This window comes from Psychrobacter arcticus 273-4 (assembly GCF_000012305.1).
In the GTDB taxonomy this organism is placed as follows: domain Bacteria; phylum Pseudomonadota; class Gammaproteobacteria; order Pseudomonadales; family Moraxellaceae; genus Psychrobacter; species Psychrobacter arcticus.
Map to the genome: position 1 here is coordinate 2395201 of NC_007204.1, position 21973 is coordinate 2417173.

General features: G+C 41.7%; 18 protein-coding genes and 3 pseudogenes. 9 read left to right on the top strand and 12 right to left on the bottom strand.

Features of this window, described 5'->3' with window-relative positions; all coding sequences use genetic code 11:
- The first annotated feature begins 125 nt into the window (after positions 1-125).
- Positions 126-1109: a c-type cytochrome gene (locus PSYC_RS10050; protein WP_011281200.1), complete on the top strand. Its 984-nt coding sequence runs from the start codon at positions 126-128 to the stop codon at positions 1107-1109.
- A gap of 264 nt (positions 1110-1373) precedes the next feature.
- On the opposite strand, the gene PSYC_RS10055 is transcribed toward PSYC_RS10050, so the two are convergent.
- From PSYC_RS10055 to argS, 3 genes are all read right to left on the bottom strand, one after another.
- Positions 1374-2468 (bottom strand): PTS transporter subunit IIC, encoded by a 1095-nt coding sequence (locus PSYC_RS10055; protein WP_011281201.1) that lies wholly within the window; start codon positions 2466-2468, stop codon positions 1374-1376.
- Positions 2469-2617: 149 nt separating this feature from the next.
- Positions 2618-3397 (bottom strand): SPOR domain-containing protein, encoded by a 780-nt coding sequence (locus PSYC_RS10060; RefSeq protein WP_011281202.1) that lies wholly within the window; start codon positions 3395-3397, stop codon positions 2618-2620.
- 68 nt (positions 3398-3465) lie between these two features.
- Complete coding sequence (argS, locus tag PSYC_RS10065) at positions 3466-5295, bottom strand: arginine--tRNA ligase (protein WP_011281203.1); 1830 nt, start codon at positions 5293-5295, stop codon at positions 3466-3468.
- A gap of 428 nt (positions 5296-5723) precedes the next feature.
- Here argS and PSYC_RS10070 point away from each other — a divergent pair, with 428 nt between their 5' ends.
- Positions 5724-5942, top strand: a complete 219-nt coding sequence (locus tag PSYC_RS10070; RefSeq protein ID WP_011281204.1) for a DUF2788 domain-containing protein — start codon at positions 5724-5726, stop codon at positions 5940-5942.
- Between the two features lie 29 nt (positions 5943-5971).
- On the opposite strand, the gene cmoB is transcribed toward PSYC_RS10070, so the two are convergent.
- Both cmoB and cmoA read right to left on the bottom strand, forming a co-directional pair.
- Positions 5972-7024 (bottom strand): tRNA 5-methoxyuridine(34)/uridine 5-oxyacetic acid(34) synthase CmoB, encoded by a 1053-nt coding sequence (gene cmoB, locus PSYC_RS10075; RefSeq protein WP_011281205.1) that lies wholly within the window; start codon positions 7022-7024, stop codon positions 5972-5974.
- A gap of 61 nt (positions 7025-7085) precedes the next feature.
- Positions 7086-7874 carry a carboxy-S-adenosyl-L-methionine synthase CmoA gene (gene cmoA / locus PSYC_RS10080; RefSeq protein WP_011281206.1) on the bottom strand — a complete coding sequence of 263 codons (789 nt, stop codon included), beginning with the start codon at positions 7872-7874 and terminating at the stop codon, positions 7086-7088.
- Between the two features lie 234 nt (positions 7875-8108).
- Here cmoA and msrA point away from each other — a divergent pair, with 234 nt between their 5' ends.
- From msrA to PSYC_RS10095, 3 genes are all read left to right on the top strand, one after another.
- The gene (gene msrA / locus PSYC_RS10085; protein ID WP_011281207.1) at positions 8109-8630 is read left to right on the top strand and encodes a peptide-methionine (S)-S-oxide reductase MsrA; all 522 of its coding nucleotides are present in this window, start codon (positions 8109-8111) and stop codon (positions 8628-8630) included.
- Positions 8631-8859: 229 nt separating this feature from the next.
- Positions 8860-9090 (top strand): DUF1499 domain-containing protein, encoded by a 231-nt coding sequence (locus tag PSYC_RS11265; RefSeq protein ID WP_264622183.1) that lies wholly within the window; start codon positions 8860-8862, stop codon positions 9088-9090.
- A gap of 239 nt (positions 9091-9329) precedes the next feature.
- Entirely contained in the window at positions 9330-10805 is a 1476-nt protein-coding gene (locus tag PSYC_RS10095; protein ID WP_011281209.1) for a lytic murein transglycosylase, read from the top strand.
- Positions 10806-11100: 295 nt separating this feature from the next.
- Here PSYC_RS10095 and PSYC_RS10100 read toward each other — a convergent pair whose 3' ends face one another.
- The 3 genes from PSYC_RS10100 to PSYC_RS10110 form a co-directional block, all read right to left on the bottom strand.
- Complete coding sequence (locus PSYC_RS10100; protein ID WP_011281210.1) at positions 11101-11400, bottom strand: hypothetical protein; 300 nt, start codon at positions 11398-11400, stop codon at positions 11101-11103.
- Positions 11401-11852: 452 nt separating this feature from the next.
- Entirely contained in the window at positions 11853-12845 is a 993-nt protein-coding gene (gene murI, locus PSYC_RS10105; protein WP_011281211.1) for a glutamate racemase, read from the bottom strand.
- A gap of 171 nt (positions 12846-13016) precedes the next feature.
- Positions 13017-13778, bottom strand: coding sequence for a DUF1285 domain-containing protein (locus tag PSYC_RS10110; protein ID WP_011281212.1), 762 nt, complete (start codon positions 13776-13778; stop codon positions 13017-13019).
- A gap of 672 nt (positions 13779-14450) precedes the next feature.
- On the opposite strand from PSYC_RS10110, the gene PSYC_RS10115 reads away from it, so the two are divergent.
- Positions 14451-16154 (top strand): electron transfer flavoprotein-ubiquinone oxidoreductase, encoded by a 1704-nt coding sequence (locus PSYC_RS10115; RefSeq protein WP_049750961.1) that lies wholly within the window; start codon positions 14451-14453, stop codon positions 16152-16154.
- 68 nt (positions 16155-16222) lie between these two features.
- Here PSYC_RS10115 and PSYC_RS10120 read toward each other — a convergent pair whose 3' ends face one another.
- From PSYC_RS10120 to PSYC_RS11615, 3 genes and pseudogenes are all read right to left on the bottom strand, one after another.
- The gene (locus PSYC_RS10120; RefSeq protein ID WP_041757786.1) at positions 16223-16510 is read right to left on the bottom strand and encodes an alanine:cation symporter family protein; all 288 of its coding nucleotides are present in this window, start codon (positions 16508-16510) and stop codon (positions 16223-16225) included.
- Positions 16511-16524: 14 nt separating this feature from the next.
- Positions 16525-16689: pseudogene (locus PSYC_RS10125) on the bottom strand (transposase); the annotation flags it as partial.
- Positions 16690-16738: 49 nt separating this feature from the next.
- Positions 16739-16840 (bottom strand): annotated as a pseudogene (locus PSYC_RS11615) (IS5/IS1182 family transposase); the annotation flags it as partial.
- A gap of 946 nt (positions 16841-17786) precedes the next feature.
- Here PSYC_RS11615 and PSYC_RS10130 point away from each other — a divergent pair.
- From PSYC_RS10130 to PSYC_RS10140, 3 genes are all read left to right on the top strand, one after another.
- Positions 17787-18047, top strand: coding sequence for a DUF4212 domain-containing protein (locus PSYC_RS10130; protein ID WP_041757788.1), 261 nt, complete (start codon positions 17787-17789; stop codon positions 18045-18047).
- Positions 18048-18051: 4 nt separating this feature from the next.
- Positions 18052-19920 (top strand): sodium:solute symporter family protein, encoded by a 1869-nt coding sequence (locus PSYC_RS10135; protein WP_011281216.1) that lies wholly within the window; start codon positions 18052-18054, stop codon positions 19918-19920.
- Between the two features lie 280 nt (positions 19921-20200).
- Positions 20201-20746 carry a hypothetical protein gene (locus PSYC_RS10140; RefSeq protein WP_011281217.1) on the top strand — a complete coding sequence of 182 codons (546 nt, stop codon included), beginning with the start codon at positions 20201-20203 and terminating at the stop codon, positions 20744-20746.
- A 368-nt stretch (positions 20747-21114) separates the two neighbouring features.
- Here the strand turns inward: PSYC_RS10140 and PSYC_RS10145 are convergent.
- Positions 21115-21693, bottom strand: a pseudogene (locus tag PSYC_RS10145) (5'-nucleotidase); the annotation flags it as partial.
- Positions 21694-21973: the final 280 nt, after the last annotated feature.

Consider the following 21973-nt stretch of genomic DNA (forward strand, 5'->3'; position numbering starts at 1 on the left):
GATTACTCTTATTTTCTCTGCTCTTAGCCTGCTATTTATCAAAAAATATAGTTCTGCCATTATGACAACTAAACTACCCTATAAATCGAAATTTCTATATAGTTTTCTAGAATAAGGATATTCCCATGAAAATAATTCCATATCGTAAGCGCTCCGTTTTGATAGCCACAATTTTTGCCATTAGTGCTGTCGGCATTACCGGTTGTAGTGATAACACTGAAACTAAAGCCGTTGAGCGTGTTGAAGAAGCGGCAGCATTGGCACGGGTAAAAGACCTTGAAGCACGTGCTGAGGCGCTTAAAAGCAACATGCCAGCTGCCAATGACATGACTGCGACCGCAGGCGGCACCGATACAGCAAGTGGCAAGCCTACTATCAAGATGCCAGATGAATCTACGATTCCAGATGATGAGTTTGGTGCTGCTGTTCGTCGCGGCCTACAAATCTCCAATCACACTTATAAAGAGTTGCCAAACAATGTCGGTAATCAGCTGAACTGTACCAGTTGCCACCTTGGTAATGGTTCAGAGGCTTATGCTGCGCCTTGGAACAATACGCCCAGTGTTTATCCTAACTATAGTAAGCGCACAGGGCGCATCAATACGATACAAGAGCGCATTAACGGCTGTTTTGAGCGTTCTCTGAATGGTAAAGCACTGGATCTTAATTCAGATGATATGAATGCAATGGTCTCTTATATGAGCTGGTTGTCACAAGACATGCCATTTGGCGTATCGCCTGAAGGTAGCGGTTTTGTCAAAGTTGATAAAACCCTCGAGCCAAATACTGACAATGGCAAAAAACTATTTGCAGAGAAGTGTAGCGTTTGTCACGGTGCAACTGGCGAAGGTCAATATAATGATGACGGCACTTATGTCTACCCTGCTATCGCTGGCGACAAGTCATTCAATGATGGCGCAGGCATGGCACGAACTTACACAGCAGCTAGCTTTATAAAAGGCAAAATGCCTTTTGGTCAAGGTGGCTCGCTTAGTGACCAAGAAGCAGTCGATATTGCGAGTTATTTCACCCATTTGCCACGCCCTATCAAAGCCAATAAAGACAAAGACTGGCCCAATGGTGATGCGCCTAAAGATGTACGTCGTTAATTTAAAAACGTTATAAATGCTATAGTTGAAATACTTTAAAGTCTCTACCGTATTGCTGGTGTAAATTTTTTGCAGCCTCTGTCTGCGTAGGCACAGCAAGCAAGAAAAATTTGCACCAGTAGTACCTGTTGTATCGATATTACTTTTCACCGACTATAGAAAACCGAAAAGCCCAGTTATTTAAATAACTGGGCTTTTTGATTTTCTAGCATTTTTCATTGAATCTTATTTTTTTAATGAACGCTTCTTATTTTTTAATGAATGTTAAGGCAGTTTCATATCCCCATCCACCAACCAACCAAATCGACGCATCATATAAGCCACAACGCCAGCAATCACAGCCGGTAATACAAACATTAATAAAATAATCGCGGTCCATAATTGACTGGTACTCATAATCTCTTGTGACGCTTCAATCACGCCAAACACACCAACCAGTCCTGCAGTTCCCATACCTGCTCCTGTAGCCGTACATGCTAGCTCAAAGCCGACGGTCGCTATCGGACCGACGATGGCGCTTGCGATGACAGCAGGTAATAAAATGATGGGTTTTCTGAGTACATTAGGGATTTGCAGCATACTGGTGCCCAGACCCTGAGACACAACCCCACTGATGCCATTGTCTTTAAAACTGGCGACGGCAAAGCCAATCATATGTGCCGCACAGCCGACTACTGCAGCCCCACCTGCTACACCACCAAGTCCAATTGCAATACAAATAGCAGCACTAGAGGTCGGCATCGTCAGTAATATACCGACTACTACAGCAATGACGATACCCATTAATAATGGCTGTAAAGTAGTTGCTGCTTGAATGCCTTGACCAATGGCATTGACCACGGCAACGACAGGAGGGTTTAGTAGTGCACATACGGCTAATGCCACGGCGCATACCAATAAAGGCACCAGTAAAATATCAAGCTTGGTCTTGCCTGCGACCCATGTACCAGCACGATAGGCAAAAACTGACGCCAAATACGCACCAATAGGATTACCCGGTAGCGCGGCAAAGGTGGCAGGACCTGCTTCTTGCGCAATAAATAGATTGCCTGCCATCAAAGCTTCAGAGTGAGCGCCCAACATACCAGCAACCAAGCAGCTAAGCATCACCAAAGTTGGCGCTTTTAGATAATAAGCAATGCCGACGCCGATACCCGCGCCCATTAGCACGGATGCCAATTTTCCGACGGCAATCAGTGCCGGCAGATTTAGCCAGCCCCCAATTTGCGAGATGATGAGACCCGCTATTAAGGTGACAAAAAGCCCCAATGCCATACCAGTAAAAGCATCAATAAAGTATTTTTGAAAAAACACTTTAAAGGGACTTGGCGTGGTTACTGCTGAATTAGATACCGTCATAGCGACACTCTTGGTTAGTGTTTCAATAAGAATGAGATTACAAACGCCGGATATATAGTTGAAATACTTTAAAGTCGCTACAGTACTATCAGCAAAAAAACGTATAAAAAAGCATCATAGTGACGATTTTTATACGAAATTTAATAAATCTAACGACGCTGTTCGACAATAATAGAATCAATACCCTTATTTTGTAGGCGCTGCTGAGCAGTGGCAACCGCTTGGCGACTGCTCATCGGGCGTGAGATCACCTGATAAATAGGCAAGCCATTATCGGTAGTATTTTTGACGACTTTCGCATCGACACCTGCCATCAGTACTTGCGCACGGCGACGATCGGCTTCATCAGCATCACCAAAGCTGTTAATTTGCAAAATATACGTGGCAGCAGGCTTAGCAGCTTGAATACTTGCGTTACCAGCATTAGTACCCGTATTACTTGTCGCTGGTGTACCATCATAGGTTGCTTCTTCTTCAATAATAATAATATCATCATTACTACTATTGCTAGTGCCAGCATTTGGCGCACTGCTCGTGCCTTCAGAGATATTACCCGTACCATCATTAGCACTAGGCACAGTACTATCAGTTTGATTGACAATCACATCCGGTTCAAAATCTATGATTTCACCCAATTGATCACTGTCGGTCTCGTCAAATTCTTCATCAGGGACGGTTGCCATCTCTTGATTGGGTAAAATATCATAGAACTCATAATCACCATTATCGGCATCCGTCTCCACTCTTTGCTGTATTTGCTTATTAGGATCTCCAGCACTATCAGCGGGACTAAAATTAAACCATGGTGATAGGTATAAGAACACCCCAATCATTAGTGTCAACACTGCGCCAATAAACATCCATAATAAGCCTGACGCACTACTTGTTTTGCGCTTTTCAGTGGCACCTCTTGGTTTTTTGGCTAACATGGATCGCATTCTCCCTACTGAATCTATCTGTCATTATCGAATTATTACTATCAGTTACCAGTTTTATATTACATGCTAGACGGTGCAGACAGCCCTAATAAACCAAGCCCGTTACTAATGACTAGACGTACTGCTTTAGATAAGCGTAAACGAGCTTGCATCATAGCCATCTCATCTGCGCTTGGTGTCTCACCTGAAGTCAGACTCACAGGTAGGATACGATTGCTGTCGTACCACCCATGAAATAACGCTGCCAACTCTTTTAAGTAATTAGTTAAGATATGCGGCTCATAACCTGTCGCTGAGCGCAACAAGGTAGCAGGATAAGCGGCAAGCAGTTTAATGAGCTCCTCTTCGCTGGATGCAACAAGTAACTCTTGCTGCTCCGCCCCCATCGCATCATTAACACTCAAACCACTGGCTTCTAGTTTTTCTAACACACGGCAAACGCGCGCATGTGCATATTGAATGTAGTAAACCAAGTTGTCTTTACTTTGCGATTTGGCAAGCTCTAAGTCAAAATCAACGTGCACTTCAGGCTTACGCGCCACATAATAAAAACGTGCTGCATCGTTGCCAACTTCGTGACGTAGCTCACGTAAAGTGACAAATTTGCCAGAGCGTGACGACATTTGTACTTTTTCGTCACCGCGCCATAATGCCACAAACTGCACTAACACCACATCCAAACGGTCGGCATCGATACCAAGCGCCAATAAGGCAGCTTTTACGCGCGGCACATAGCCATGATGGTCTGCACCCCAAACGTTAACGACTTTATCAAAACCACGATCAAATTTATTTTTATGATAGGCGATATCAGACGCAAAATAGGTGCTTTGCCCATTGGCGCGGCGTACTACACGGTCTTTTTCATCGCCAAAGTCCGTCGATTTAAACCAAATATTGCCATCTTTTTCGTAGAGATAGCCTTTGTCTTCTAAAATCTGTAAGACTGGCTCAATCTCACTATCAATTGATCTTTCGCTAAACCAGCATTCATAGCTCACACCGAAGTCATTTAGATCATCTTTGATATCAGCCAAGATACTGCTTAACGCTGCATTTAGGAACAGCTCATAACCACTGCCAAGCAAAGCTTTACTATTGGCAATTAGCCCATCAATATGCGCTTCTTTATCACCTGATAGCAGTACTTTTTCGCCATCGGCATTTATTTCAAACTGCGCATCTTCTGGTACGTCCTTGGCAATTTCTGCAAAACGATGTACATAGGTATCAGCGTGCTGTGTTTTTAGTGTCTGAGCAATATCACTGACATAGTCGCCTTGATAGCCGTTGACCGGGAAAGTGACTGGCTCACCATTAGTTTCTAGATAGCGCAAATAAGTACTGGTCGCTAAGATATCCATCTGTCGACCAGCGTCATTGACATAATACTCGCGAGTAACGTCATAGCCAATCGCTTCAAGCAAGTTTGAAACGCTCATACCAAATGCGGCGCCGCGTCCATGACCGACGTGCAAGCTAGAGGTTGGGTTGGCAGAGACAAATTCAACTTGTACTTTTTGCCCATCAAACTGCTTGCTTAAACCAAAGCCAGCTTGCAAATTAAAGATATCATCTAACACAGCAAACTTAGCTTCAGTATTCAAAAATACATTGATGAAACCTGGACCTGCGATTTCTATTTGGCGAATATCTTGGTTTTCAGGCAATGCATTGACAATTTTTTCAGCCACTTGGCGTGGATTGGCTTTAGCGGCTTTGGCGGCAGTTAGGGCAATATTGCTGGCAAAGTCACCATGACTGGCATCTTTAGTACGCGTAATTTGGCTGTTATTTTGCCAATCAGCCGGTAATTCGCCGTCATTTTTGAGGACTGCAATCGCACTGTCAAACAGTGAGGCGAGCGTATTGATTTGGGCTTGTGACATAGGACTATAAACTCAGATAAATAAACAATAAAAATGGTGGGATATAAACTCATACTAAAAGATTAAGTAACCTATAAATATAACAACCTTTACGTGCTATTGCACTATTTGAACCAAAAATAGCGATAAAATCCTATTTATAGCAAGGTGCGAGGTCTTATCTAAGGTGTATTTGGCGTTTGAGGACTATTATAATTGGCAGATAGCTTACAACTCAGAGTTATTGTAGCGTTCCTGTTTCCTAAGGTTAGTGATATATTCATCCCTAGCCTATTCCGCGTTATAATAACGCCATTTATTGGCTACTTTCTCTAGATATCGTGACGCTGAAATACTTATTCAACTATTTATAAGTATTTCATTAAAAAGCCATAAAAATAGCGAACAGAGAATGTGCTCATTTACTATTTTATATACAGGATAAAATTATGTTTGCTATTGCTGCCAGTACCGTTACCAATTGGGGGCTTTACATCTTATTACCCATTTTTATTGCCTTTTTATTCTTTATCATTTGGGACTTATCAAAACAGTCTGGTGCTGGTCGCGCTGGTACGTTTTGGATGTTTTTGGCACTTGGTGCTGGTTTTATCGGTTTTATCTTAAAAATATTGTTAGAAATGGCATTTACACGGTGGTTTATCTAAACACTATTGATGACTTATCACTTTACTAATCATTTTTTGGCAATCAGAGTGGCACGCATCGGCGCAGGATAGCCTTCAATAGTCTTTGTTGGATCATTAGGATCTAAGAAATCTGCTAACGAATGATAATTCATCCACTCAGTTTTGCGCTGCTCATCGGTTGAGGTCACTGCCACATCGACACAGCGCACTTCTGTAAATCCTGCTTTTTCAAGCCAGCCAATTAATGCTGCCACCGACGGTAGAAAATACACGTTATTCATTTGAGCATAACGGTCATGCGGTACCAGTACGGTATTGGCATCGCCTTCTATCACCAAAGTTTCAAGTACCAGCTCACCACCTTTTACCAGTTGACCTTTTAGCTGCTGTAAATGCTCAAAGGGCGACTGACGATGATAGAGCACTCCCATACTAAATACGGTATCAAACAGCTGGCTATTATCCGGTAATGCTTCAAGCGGCACTGGAATATAGTGGGTACGATAACGACCTATGTCATGAGCATCGGCGCTACCGACAAAATGACGAATTGCCATAAACTGATGATAAAACAAGCACGATGGGTCAATAATAATAACCGTATCAGCACCTGCCCCTGCCATACGCCAGCCATGATAGCCAGAGCCACCGCCCACATCTAATACACGACGCCCTTTTAAATTACCCAAATGCGGTGCGACTCGTTGCCACTTCCAATCACTGTGCCATTCTGTATCGATAAAAATTGGCTCGGCTTGCTCCCCTTCATTTTGGCTACTGCCAATTTTAAAAGGTCCTTTGCGCCACGGCATCAGCTGCTTTAACAAGGCAGTTGCTTGTTTACGCTCAGAATCACTTAATTGTGCATCGATCGTCAATATATCGCTATTTAACTGAACATTATCGACGGTCAATGTGGGCAAGCGCGCAACCGAAGCTTGATAAGCTGGCGCATGAGCGTAATTGGCTTTATCTTTTATATCGTTTAACCATGTAGGCAGTTGCGTGAGCCACTCATAAGCGTTCGGCTGCTGCTGTGCCCATGCTAGCAAGGTTAAATACAGTTCGCGTTCTGCGTGGAGAATAGTGTTGTTAAGCATAAAAACGGATTACTCTGTTGATCAAAAAATAGGATGACATTTATTTTTAAGGATTTAGCCGTTATTTAAACGCCACAATAGAGACGAAGTTTAAAAATTGAAACCAAGTCAGATGGCGCTGAAAACCTACTTGCGCTAACCTCGTATGATGCTCATCTAAAGTATCCGTAATAAGGACGTTTTCTAGCGCATTACGTTTGCCACTGATTTCCATTTCGGTATAGCCATTGGCGCGTTTAAAATCGTAATAACGTTCAACCAACCACGCATCATACTGCTCATCAAAAGCATGGGTCTTTTCAGTCAATACCAATATACCGCCTTCGCTGAGTGCGGCATAAATTTTTTCAAGTACCGCGACTCTGTCGGCAGCTGGTAAAAATTGTAAGGTTAAATTCAAAATCACCATATCACATGGCTCAAACTCAATATCACGAATATCAGCGGTGATGACCTCTATATCATGCTCAGGATAATTGTCACTTAGCAAGGTGGTCGCTTCAGTGGTCATCGCTGGTGAAATATCAATTGCTTTAATTTGCAGATCTTGTGACTCAAACTCACCAGCCAACGTCATACTTGCAGCACCAAGCGAGCAGCCCAAATCATAAATGCGGCTGACACGCTGACCGTTATCGCCTTGCTGACGATATTTACAATGACGACGGGCAAATATAGGTAACATCGCCAATACCTGACCATAACCTGGGACACTACGACGAATCATATCCGGAAAACAAGCCACCACTTGCTCATCAAATGAAAAACGCGCCGCTTTATCTAGTGGCGTGGTGAATAGGGTGTCATGTTTGACAGTGGCAGGCTGAGATTGGCTCATAGGATGACTCATTCTTTGGTAATAAAACTAAACTTTACAGTGTGTAATCATTTTGACTGAGGCTATTAATAATAATAAGCTGATAATAACGAGCTTCTTAGCGTAGCAAAAGCCCATTATAACATTACTGTTTGTTACTTATCGCGGTCAACTGCGCTGTTAAGCTAAATGTATATCGCTGAGCAGATAGTACATGGTGCATGGCGCATAGCTATAAAAATATGGCGACAAAAAATAGGAATTATTATGCAAACGATTATATTAGGCGGTGGCTGCTTTTGGTGCACAGAATCAGTATTTTTATCAGTAAAAGGCGTGGAGTCTGTAATATCAGGTTATATGGGTGGCAATGCGGTATCAGCTAATTATGAAGCAGTCTGCGGCGGAGATACCGGTCACATCGAAGTGATTAAAGTGAAATTTAATGAATCGACTGTCCCATTAGAAGTGATACTTGATGTCTTTTTTGCCACTCACGATCCTACTACTATGGACCGTCAAGCCAATGATGTTGGCAGCCAATATCGTAGCGTAGTGTTTTATACAGACGAAACACAAAAACCAACCGTCGATCGTACCATTAATAAGCTACGTGATATGGGCATTAATATCGTCACCGAAGTACATCCTGCGGTTGAATTTTATCAAGCAGAAGACACGCATCAAGACTTTTTTAATCGTAATCCAGGACAGGCTTATTGCAACTTTGCTATACCGCCAAAGCTCGCCAAATTGCGTAAAGAATTCAGTCAGTACATGGTGAGCTAAACGTCAGATTAACTAGAGATTTATTCGTTTAAAAGAAGTTCTTATTTTAAACGAATAAATGCTATCGAGGACAGTTATCAGGGCGAACCATCAGTGTTAAATGCAGCACCTGAGATGGCAGTGACAGAGCATGTTTGGTTGTTAAATAAACGATAAACGAGAAATCTAATCAAAATTCGATCTCCTAGATTCAACCAGACAAACCATTGATAATTTAGGCTGGGAGCTGATCAGCGTTGATACTGATAAAGGCATCATTGAAGCGACCGATACGACCATGTGGTTTGGTTTCAAGGATGATATCGTCATACGTATCAATGATAATGGTAGCGAGGATAATGGTAGCGAGCATCTGGTCGATATCCGCAGTAAATCACGGGTTGGTAGTCGTGATTTGGGTAAAAATGCAGAGCGTATTCATGATTTTATTGATGAGTTGAAGAGCATTTTGGCGAAGTAGTTTTACAAAACGGCCGTAAAATCACTCATATTAAAATCAGAGACGAGCCTTTCCTAAAATCAGGTAATGCCATATTTTTCAAAAACCCTCTCCTAACCTCACGCCACCGTCCATTTATAGTAACTGAGTACCTCGAGACCTTTTCTTTACTATTTAGATTGGTTACTCTAAGTAGCATCTGCTTTTACTTTACTTGCGCCACTTTCTACTGACTATTTCGATATTTATAGGATATTTTTATGCGTTTGTCTCATTTGTCCACCTTGTCTTTATTGACTGCAGCTATTGGTTTAAGCCTTGCCAGCACCGCCCAAGCTGCCAAATCAGACGCACCAAACTTGTCTAATACTCAATTTCAACAGTGCTTGGATGATCTAAAAAACTCTAGCAAATTTCGTGGTGTCGATAGCTATACTTTTAATAACTATCGCCCATCTCAGCCTGATCCAAGTGTGATTCAATCGCTCAACTATCAGCCTGAATTTCAGAAAGATGTCTGGGATTATTTATCTTCGCTCGTTGACACCGAACGAGTAGCAGATGGTATCCAAGCCAAACGTCAATGGGCAGATACTTTGCGTAAAATTGAATCGCGTTATGGCGTCAAAGCCGAGCACGTATTAGGCGTTTGGGGCGTGGAGTCTAACTTTGGGCAGACATTGGGCAAAAAACCTTTATTTGAATCTTTAGCGACCTTGTCTTGCTTTGATCGTCGTCAAAGCTATTTTCAAGGCGAATATGCCAATGCCTTAAAAATCGTACAAAACGGTGATATTGCGCCAAGCGATATGACGGGCTCATGGGCAGGCGCTTTTGGGCAAACGCAATTTATGCCAAGCACATTTCTAGAATTGGCGGTTGATTTCGATGGTGATGGTCGTCGCGACTTGGTCAATAGTGTTCCTGATGCACTCGCCTCTACCGCTAACTTTTTAGATAAGCGCGGCTATCGTTCAGGCGAAGCATGGGGTTATGAAGTTAAACTGCCAAGTGGGTTTTGGGCAGCTTCTAATCGTAAAGATAAAAAATCGATGAGTCACTGGCGTAATCAAGGCTTAACCCTTGCTAATGGTAGCCCGTTGCCTTCCGACTTGAGTAGTGCTGGATTATTATTACCTGCTGGTAAAGACGGTCCTGCATTTTTAGTTGGTAAAAATTTCGATACTTTTTATTCCTACAATGCATCAGAAAGCTATGCACTGGCGATTGCTCATTTATCGGATTTGATTACTCGCGAAGATAGCAGTAAAACTGACTTTATCACAGCTTGGCCAACTGATGACCCTGGTATTGGTCGCCAAGAATCCAGAGCGATTCAGCAAGCATTATTGAACGCAGGCTATGACATTGGCGCAGTCGATGGCATTATCGGTGATAATACTCGTACTGCCATTCAGCAATACCAGTCTAGTCGTGGTATTTTTCCGGCTGATGGACGCGCAGGGCAGAAATTTTATCGTGCCATCGTGGGTAATGCGGCGCCTAACAATTCACAATATGGTAATTCATATGGACAGCCAACAAACAGTCGTCCTTTAAAACCAGCGTCTGCTGATCGTATGGGACAATTGATTCAACAGCAAAATACCACGCCTAATAGCTACTCGCAGCCTACAGCGATTACTCCATCAAACTCAGGCACAACGCGATATCGTCGCGTCACAGGCGCCGATGGTGTCATCACACTGGTACGTATTGATGAAGGCTTATTATAGTCGGTGAAAAGTAATATCGATACAAGAGGTACTGCTGGTGCAAATTTTTCTTGCTTGCTGTGCCTACGCAGACAGAGGCTGCAAAAAATTTACACCAGCAATACGGTAGCGACTTTAAAGTATTTCAACTATAGTCTTTGTATTTGCAGCCATTAACACTATAAAAAATCACCCCATAAATTGTGTCCAACTTATGGGGGTCAGTTCATCATTAGCGTGGCATTTTTTGTTATATAAAGCATATCGTTCTATCATTTTTTATCACTTAGTACAGTCTATGTGATAATACTAAATTTTAAACGATAGGCGGCGGATTAGGTTTACCATTGTCACCATCCCAATTTTCACGGGCTTTATCATCTAAATTTGCCGGCGTCTTAGGCGCCCACTTGCCATTTTCTTTCCACGTAGTATCACCCCAATCGGCATCCTCTTCTTGTCCATCCAAATCCTTATAGGCTTTGGTAGGATCAATGCCGCGGCGCTTCATATCCGCTACTTGCTCTTCTAACGTATGAAACTGACTTGCCTCATGCATGGTTTGCTCTAAGCTGTCTAATGCACTTTTTAACGCATCATTTTTAGCATTACTCATCGTCTGCTCTCCTTAATTGCTCGGTATTATTATGTGTTTATCCTGATCATTATTACGAGTATCAAAGGGATTCACAACCAGTGCGACGTATACTTTGTATTACAAAACGTAGCCATAGACAAGAAACGTGTTAGTGAACCATGATTTTTATGAGGTTGTACGAGTGGTAGCTAAGATAATGAAAATTATAGCAAATGCGATAATTTAGCGAGTAGCGGTTGGTGGGGCGACAGTATTCTGTTGTCTTGTAATTTTATTATTTGTCAAAGTAGCCGCTAGAGTCTCAGATGCCGAAGGTTTGGGTAGCTTAACTAGAGACATCATATAGTCGGTGAAAAGTAATATCGATACAACACGTACTACTGGTGCAAATTTTTCTTGCTTGCTGTGCCTACGCAGACAAAGGCTGCAAAAAATTTACACCAGTAGTACTGTAGCGACTTTAAAGTATTTCAACGATAGTATAGTAAATGCGTTTGTTCGCCAAGTAAGCATGATAACAGCAAATCCATATCTTTATGGTATTTGGTCGCATAAAATGTCAATGGTGGCTTAATCTGGTTACCGCTCAAACCAACGTCCACAACACTCTTTTCACCCAACCCATCTATAGGTAATGCTGATAGCTTATTGGTTATCAATAATTGCTTAACGCGCTCCGCAATTGCCTGCCCTGAATCAACCACTTGCATCGATAGTTTTTGCTCTTCAATCTCTTGCATCAAAAAATCTTTAAAGAACGGATAATGTGTGCAGCCTAATACCAGCTGGTCTATCCCATCTTTTGCAAATACTTGCAATTGCTGACGCAGATTTTGCGCTGTTTTACTGTTTTCTGGCATGCCTGATTCTACCCAAGGCACCAGTTGCGGGTCAAAATATTTGGTCACTCTGGTTGCACTCGGACTGGCTATCTTAGTAATGACATCGTTCAGGAGCGTACCGTTTAGAGTCGCTTTGGTTGCCAGTACCGCCACATGACCACTTTTACTAGCCAATACCGCAGGTTTCAATGCGGGTACCAAACCCACAATCGGCAGCTGCGGATAATGATGTCTTGCTGTCTCTAACGCATAGGCAGAAGCACTATTACACGCAATGACAATAAGCTTGCAGCCTTGCTGATGTAGCCACTTTACTGCCGTTAATGTCAATGCTTTAATATCTTCACTATCGCGATTGCCATACGGCACGTGCAGGGTATCTGCATAATAAATATAGCGTTCATTGGGTAGTTGGTGGGCTAAATGTAGATAAACAGACAGCCCACCGATCCCAGAATCAAATAAACCAATGGGCGCGCTACGGTCTGCCTTTATCCCTTTAGTATCTATCTCCTGACTATGTATCACACTATTAGCCATCGCTTCTTTAGAGGTATGGTTATCAGAAATCATTGAGTAAGTATTAACCGGGTTAGCAACGTCACTTGCGGCAACTTTCATATTATTTTACCGCCGTTTTGATAAAAATACTGTCATACCGACCTTACTGATAAAGTTAACTAACATTATTCCTAACAATTAGCTCATAAATAAAAAGGTCTATAATATAGATAACAAGTTTTGCCCAAAATTAATAGCAATGACTGGCTAATTATAGCTCATTATTAACCGTTAAATAGATGGCATCGATAATGTATAAGCGTTACCGCCACTTTGCAGGGTTAGTGTGGTCTTACCATCTTGCTCTGTCAATTCGCCAATCTCGGTTAAATGATAAAATACATTGCGACCAATAAGCGCCGTCAACCCATTTCGAACCATCATATAAGGGCGTATTTGTACCTCGGATGCTGATTGTTGGTTTTCTTCACCGTGGCTATTATGAGCAGCATCTGTATCACTAGAGCGATCATTTTCGTCACCATTGTCATTAATAGAGTTATTAACAGAGTCATAAGCACGTAAAACGATAGGATGCTCATCATCTAAGCGAACGACATCACCCGTTGTCGTGGTAAATTCTAGCCAACTATTAATGTCTTCATTGACGATACCGACATCATTAATCAATAGTGGTGCATCTTCCACTTGGATACGCAGTTTTTGTACGGGCGTCTTTAAAAAATACTCAGTCACGCCCTTTTTCTCTTCTTTCCATAAAATTGTGGCAAACAAACTGACTAATGACTCTCGGGTCATGTGTCCGCCTTCATGCCACCATTCACCATTGGCTTTAATAACCAAATCCATATCATCCATTTGCTCAGGATGCCAATTTTCTAGTGGCGGTATGGCACGTCCTTCACGAGTCCCTGCCGTAGACTTTAAATATTGGCTCAAGTTGTCTATATTATTTAGCTCAGATAGCTTGCCATTAGAGCCTTTAGCATCTTTTGCAGTCGTGGCATCGATGTCTTTATTGTTATCTGTCATCGTAAAATCCTTTATGTATAGTCGGTGAAAAGTAATATCGATACAACAGGTACTACTGGTGCAAATTTTTCTTGCTTGCTGTGCCTATGCAGACAGAGGCTGCAAAAAATTTACACCAGCAATACGGTAGCGACTTTAAAGTATTTCAACTATAGTAATCAAAGTTTGGCAAATCTGTTATTACTATAAATTTTAGTTTCGGGTATGATGAAACAATATCGTCATTGTACCCCCACCGTCTTAATTTTACCTTAACACTGATGTTGTGAAATGCGTATCGTGTTTGTGGGACTTTTCTTTTATAATAAATAACGATTTTTTATTTGAAATAGTCTGGTGGGTGCTGTATTAACGACACATTTTACGTTATGTATTGAACCTTTTTAACAAAATGCTTTCATCGTAACGTCGTCAACTGATACCGTAAAGACCCTTTTTATCGGGCAACCATATGTCTAAGTAAAGTTAGCGCCACAAGCCTTATTATTCAATTGTTAAGCTAATGATGCCCTGAGATAAGCCACTACAAGTTTAGGAGTAGGTATGCAAGAGCAAGACAATCAAACGCCAGTTATTGATGGTGATACTGTGAATATTGACACACCAATCGTGACAGACACGGCAAATCCAGAGCCAGCAGTGATAACACCAGTCGTTGAGCCAGTTGCTGAAATGGTCGTCGTCGACAAAGCACTAGAACCTGCTGTCGCAGCAGAGCCTGAAGTTGAACGTGAATCAATGGAATTTGATGTCATCATCGTTGGTGGTGGACCTGCCGGTCTTTCAGCTGCCATCCGTCTACGCCAGCTTGCCATCGCAGCAGGTAACGATGAGTTTATGGTTTGTGTGGTCGAAAAAGGCTCGGAGTTTGGCGCTCATACCCTATCTGGTGCGGTCATGGAAACACGTGCTTTGGATGAATTGATTCCAGATTGGAAAGAAAAAGGCGCGCCGCTGAACGTCCCTGCGATTGAAGACCGCGTTTATATGTTGGGTTCGGCAACCAAATCTACCAAACTAATGGATTCAATTATTCCTGCCAGCATGCATAACGAAGGCAACTATATTGTCTCATTAGGCAACGTCGTTCGTTGGTTGGCTGCGCAAGCAGAAGAGCTGGAAGTCATGATGTTCCCAGGCTTCTCTGCTGATGAAATCCTATATAATGATGATGGTTCGGTCAAAGGCGTCCTCACAGGCGACATGGGTGTGGCTGCCAGTGGCGAAGCGAAACATAGCTTCGAGCCAGGTTATGAGCTACTTGGTAAATACACCATTTTTTCCGAAGGTTGCCGTGGTCATTTGGGCAAGCGCCTAATCAGCCGTTTTGATCTGGATAAAGACTCCGATCCGCAGCATTATGGTATTGGTCTAAAAGAGCTATGGGAAGTGACGCCTGAAAAGCATGAAGAAGGCGTAGTGATGCATGGTTCAGGCTGGCCATTGACTGATACTGGCTCATCTGGCGGTTGGTGGTTGTACTTTGATGAAAACAACCAAGTGAGCTTTGGTATGGTCATCGATTTATCATACTCAAATCCATATATGTCGCCATTTGATGAGATGCAGCGTCTAAAACTACATCCGCTTATTCGTAACGTCTTGGAAGGTGGTAAGCGTTTGTCTTACGGCGCTCGTGCGTTGACCAAAGGCGGTTTAAACTCGTTACCAAAATTCACTTTCCCAGGAGGTGTATTGGCGGGTGATGATGCAGGCTTCTTAAACCCTGCCAAAATCAAAGGCACACATACCTCAATGAAGTCAGGCATGCTAGCTGCTGAAGCGATTTTTGAGGCGGTGCAAGCTGGTCGCCAACATGATGACGTAGAAGCATATAGCACCATGTATAAAGAGTCGTGGTTGTATCAAGACAACTATGAAGCGCGCAACTTTGCTCCAGCTATGCACCGTATGGGTCAATGGATGGGTGGCGCCTTTACCTTTATCGAGCAAAATCTGATGGGTGGCAAAATGCCTTTGACCATTCATGACAATCAAAAAGATTATGATCAGCTTGAGCGTGCGGCTCATGCCTATCAGCCAACCTATGCAAAACCGGATGGCAAATTGGTCTTTGATAAATTATCATCTGTTTTTATCTCAAACACCAACCATGCTGAAGATCAGCCAGTACATCTGAAATTAACTGATCCAACGGTGCCTGTCACTATCAACTTGCCACTATATGCTGAGCCAGCGCGTCTGTACTGCCCAGCTGGGGTTTATGAAATAGTTAAAGATGCCGAAGGCGCTAAATTTGTTATCAATGCGCAAAACTGTGTCCATTGCAAAACTTGTGATATCAAAGACCCTTCACAGAATATCACTTGGGTAACGCCAGAAGGTGGCGGCGGTCCTAACTATCCAAACATGTAAACCATGATTTAGACAGTCATATTCGAAAATAAGCGCCAATAAAAAATCGCCCTCAAAAGGGCGATTTTTTATTGGCGCTCATAGTCACGTAATATTCTGAGTGCTACTGGCAACAGGATTATAATAGCCACTAAGTTGACCAATGCCATCAGACCCATAGATAAATCAGCAAAGTTCCAAATAGCAGGCAGGCTTGCAACAGCACCAACAAATACCATGCCCAAGACCATAAAGTGCAATATCATAATCATAACTTTGGCATTTTTCTCACCAGAGATAAACTCAAGATTTGACTCACCATAGCTGTAGTTTGCAATGATAGAAGTAAATGAGAAAAAGAAAATGGCAATCGCCACAAAAATAACACCTATATCACCTTGAATGCTGCCTGATCAGATGGGAACACCTTACGCTTATTCACCGCCGTACGAATCACGCTGTTCAGTGATTCAATAGCATTGGTGGTATAAATCGCTTTTCTGATGTCTTTAGGATAATTAAAGAACACCGTGAGTCCCTCCCAGTTATTACCCCAAATTATACTTACACCATAGTTTACGATGCTATTAGGGCGTATTGAACATTTATAATTTCAACCAAAGATAAGCACAAGCAAGGGCCACCGTATGCTCATAACTCTGCTTGAGCTTATCAAATATTGTGACAACTGCTCTGTCATTTTTGAGCATTGTGCAAAGCATAGCGAACGAGGTCTTTTGCTGTGAGAACTTAAAGATGACGGCTTCGCTATTTTTTTGCCAATATTTTATACTCAATGTTCAACACGCCCTAATATCTTTATAAGTAACTTTTAAGACTTATTCATAGTAATAAAATTAGGGTTATATTTATATAAATGCTAGTGGCTATTAAAATCCTTATTGGCATAACTTTTATTTATTGGTTTATCATTCTTATTTCCAAAATAAATGCCATTTATTACTCATAGCCATCAATATATCAGTTAAACTAAATTCTTAATATAAATAAGGCTTTAGAGTAAGATGTTGCTGTAAACGAGGACTGTATTCACTATAGCTAACATAAGTTAACTATAGTTTCTACAAGACACATATTTAGTTACATAAAGTAAATAAAATTTATTTATTGTTAAATAAATCAATATTGTATATATTCCTAATAAGTTTATAAAAACCGCTTGCAATACTTATCAGTATGAATGTATTTTTAAATGTTAAAATGATGTCATCGGGAAGATGATACCAATAAATAATAAGACAGAGGATTGTCAGCCAGTACCGACCCCTCCTCTTTAAACATCATTATTCGCATATAATAAATTTAATCAACTGTCTCAATATCTATTGTTAAATAATTATATTTTAAGCGATTAACATCGACTTTTAGCTTTTATAGCATTCATACTGAATAATTTAGCCTCAGTGTCTATATCATTTACACTGAAAAAAATTGGTTCATATTTTGATGATGTTGGGTTACTGATATTGATTGATTGATCGCTCTGCTTTAGTCGTTCATCTACCATTTTTATGGTTGTAAGATAGACTGAATATCACACTGTTTTCACAGTAGGAAAAACACTAAAGCACAGGGACTTGTCAGACTCAAATCAGTGACCTTGTTTTTATGTTAGGCAAAAGGAGTTGTTCTATGGAGAACCACAACGATTCATCAGGTTATTGGCGCGCCAATCTCCGTCTCATTAAAGTTAGCCTCGTCATTTGGGCTTTATGCTCTTATGGTTTTGGCATCCTACTACGTCCATTATTGTCAGGTATTAGAATAGGTGGTACTGATATCAGCTTTTGGTTTGCACAACAAGGTGCTCTTATTATCTTTATCGCCCTAATCTTTTTCTATGCATGGCGCATGAATAAACTCGATAAACAATATGGCGTAGACGAGGAATAGCCCTATGAGTCAATTTACGATTAATATCATTTTTGTAGGTCTGTCCTTCGCTTTATACTTCGGTATTGCTTGGTGGGCACGTGCAGGTTCGACCAGTGAATTCTATGTTGCTGGCGGCGGTGTACATCCTGTTGTTAACGGTATGGCAACCGCGGCTGACTGGATGAGTGCAGCATCATTCATCTCGATGGCTGGTATTATCGCCACTGGCGGTTATGCTGCATCAACTTACTTAATGGGCTGGACCGGCGGTTACGTTCTACTCGCTATGCTCCTAGCGCCTTACCTACGTAAATTTGGTAAGTTCACGGTTCCTGATTTTATTGGTGACCGCTTTTATTCTAAAACCGCTGCTATGATTGCCGTTGTTTGTTTGATTATTGCATCAACCACTTATGTTATCGGTCAGATGACAGGTGCTGGTGTGGCATTCTCACGCTTCTTAGAAGTTGACAGTACCACTGGTCTGATTATTGCGGCTGTTGTTGTATTCTTCTACGCCGTACTTGGTGGTATGAAAGGGATTACCTACACGCAGGTTGCGCAGTATGTGGTTCTTATGATTGCCTATACGATTCCTGCAGTGTTTATCTCACTTGAGTTGACGGGTAACCCAATTCCAGGTCTTGGTTTGTTCTCAAACCATGTTGAATCAGGCATTCCTATCCTAACCAAGCTTGACCAAATCGTCGTCGACTTAGGCTTTACCGCTTATACCGCTGATGTGCCAAACAAGCTAAATATGGTGCTATTTACGTTATCACTGATGATTGGTACCGCGGGTCTACCTCACGTTATTATTCGCTTTTTCACGGTTCCTAAAGTTGCGGATGCCCGTTGGACAGCTGGTTGGACGTTGGTATTTATCGCGCTACTATACTTCACTGCGCCAGCAGTAGGTGCAATGGCGCGTCTAAATCTAATCGATACTGTTTATCCACAAGGTGTTGACGCTCCTGCTATCGAATATGATCAACGTCCAGATTGGATGAAAACATGGGAAGAAACCGGTCTTATTAAATATAACGACCTAAATAACGACGGTCGCATCCAGTTATATAATGATAATGGACTTGGCGCAGCAGAGCTAGCATTGGCTGCAGCAACGACTGACGGCGGTGATGTTGCAGCAGCAACGACGACCGTTGAAAAAGCAAAAGCTGCGCATGCTTTAGGGCGTGATGGTGTGTTTGTTGATAGAGGTTGGGCAGGTAACGAGCTTGACGTCAACGCTGACATCTTAGTATTGGCTAACCCAGAAATCGCACAGCTACCAGGTTGGGTTATTGGTCTTATCGCCGCAGGTGGTTTGGCAGCAGCCCTATCTACAGCAGCTGGTCTACTACTCGCAATCTCATCAGCGATCAGTCATGACTTGATTAAGCGTAACCTTAATCCTAACATTTCTGATGCAGGCGAGCTAAAAGTCGCACGTATCACGATGGCTATTGCGCTTGTGATTGCTACCTACTTAGGTATTAATCCACCAGGATTTGCTGCACAGGTCGTTGCATTGGCCTTTGGTATTGCCGGTGCCTCACTGTTCCCTGCATTGATGATGGGTATTTTCTCTAAACGTATTAACAACCTTGGCGCCATCGCTGGTATGCTCACAGGTTTGATTAGTATCTTAGTTTATATCTTCATCTTTAAAGGCTGGTTCTTCATCACAGGTACAGCAAGCTTCCCTGATACTGAAGAGTACTGGTTGTTTGGTATCTCACCATTATCATTTGGTGTGATTGGTGCATTGCTTAACTTTATCGTAGCATTCGCAGTTTCTTATGCGACTGCGCCACCACCAGCACATATCCAAGAATTGGTTGAAAGTGTACGTTCTCCACGTGGTGCTGGTGCTGCAATCGATCACTAAGCCACCAAGTAAAGTGCAAATGACGTATGCTTTTTTACGATGATATATCACTCACAGGCAGCAACTGCTTGTGAGTGATTTTTTTATCTCAATCTGATGATAGAGTATTTTTAAACACCCTTTGTAAAATCATGATGGTTTTATTCACCCTTCTTCAGAGTAAGAATAATGAGAAAGGTGAGTATAAACACCATAATAAATGTGTTTAAGAGAATTAAAAACATCGGTTTATTTTTAATAATTGGTATGAAATGCGCTGATTGCGTTAAGGAAAAGTCTTATGCTTTTTGAGTTTATCGCTACCATAGCGGCTGGATTTGGTTTAGCTGGGATAGCATTGGTCATAACTCACCTCAGCAAACTCGCAGGTAAGAAAGCGCCAAAATGGCTTATTCCCTTGTTTGGTGCTATCGGTATTTTTGGCTTTCAAATAAGCCAAGAATATAGCTGGTTCGATCAACAGGTTACACAGCTTCCTAAAGGTCTTTATGTCGTTAAGAAAGTTGAAGAAGGTACGTGGTTTCGTCCTTGGTCATACGTTAAACCACAGACTTTACGATTTATAGCAGCTGATAGCGGACACGCTCGTGCTAACGCCGATAACCCAGATGTTTATTTGGTCAATTTATATTTGTTTGAAAGACGTAGAAGTGTGCAGCAAGTACCGCAAGTTATTGACTGTGCTGCCCCTGCCCGTGCAGATTATGTGCTACAAGAAAAAGGCAGTAAGCTTAGCATCGATGAGCATGTGAAAAAGACCACCAAATGGCGATCTTTAGAAAAAAATGACCCACTATATATCAATGTTTGTATCAATAAAAAATAACTCAGTCATTGAGCCCTCTACACAATAATTTATGAATCACTCTATATCTTATTGAACAGGCTTTCTTAATATATTTGCCTAAAAATAAAGTTAATGACGATTACTTACTTTTATATAGGCGTGCTTTGAGTTAGCCCCCAATAATAAGCCGGCGCATAGACCACCAAAATGCGCTGCAAATGAGATACCCTGCTGTGGTATCAAGCCTTGCTAGATCGTCAACCAATAACCCGTACCCATGATGATACAAGCAAGCAAATAGCCCCAACGCCTAGCAAATACTTGTTTGATGCGTACGATTACAAGTGTCGTCAATTGCTGCCACTTCATCTATTGTTATATCCTTTTTATTTTATTAAACGCGTGTTAGTGACTGGTAGACGTTCTTGCATTTTTGACAGCTTGATCAATAACTCTGCATACGGACCTTTTTCTATCGATAAGTCTCGCATTTTGGCTTCGTGGTCGTGAAAAGCTTGCAGACCTTTCTGCTTATAAAGCAGCTCGCCTGAATCATCAAATAGCACTGCATCACCATCAAACGCAATATGCAACTGCTTAGTATCCAGCTCGCAAGTATTGACTGGCGTTGCATCCAATATCACACAGGCACAGGCACAGATATCAGCATCAGCATCCTGCTGCGCATCTTCAAGATTGGTCGTCAAAAACAAATCTACATTAAAATCTTTGATATAAGGTGCAATAGGACTACCGAATATAAAGGCTGATCCTGAAATGGTTAACCCATGCTCACGAATCGCATTAAGTACTTGAATACCCGTATCAGGGCTACTCTTTGAAACAATAACCACTTCAACCAAAGGCGCATCGACACCGTTATCCTTATTATCACAATCATGACAATAATTATTTCAATTCAATAATGCTTTAATCAACGGATAACCTGCGCCTATGGTCAACGGATCATTTTCATGCTCAGCCATATCATGCTCAGCCATATATAGTCGGTGAAAAGTAATATCGATACAACACGTACTACTGGTGTAGCGACTTTAAAGTATTTCAACTATATATAGATTTTTCTTGCTGGCTGCCGTCTAAGTTATAGAGGATAAAAAATCCATAGCAATAGCACCAAGCATTTTTAAATTGAATCTCCTATAACAACCTTAAAACATTAAATCATAAAAAAAGCCATATTATCATCATGACAATATGGCTATAAAATCAAACTGCTATTTTTATTTTCTGACTCAGACAAAC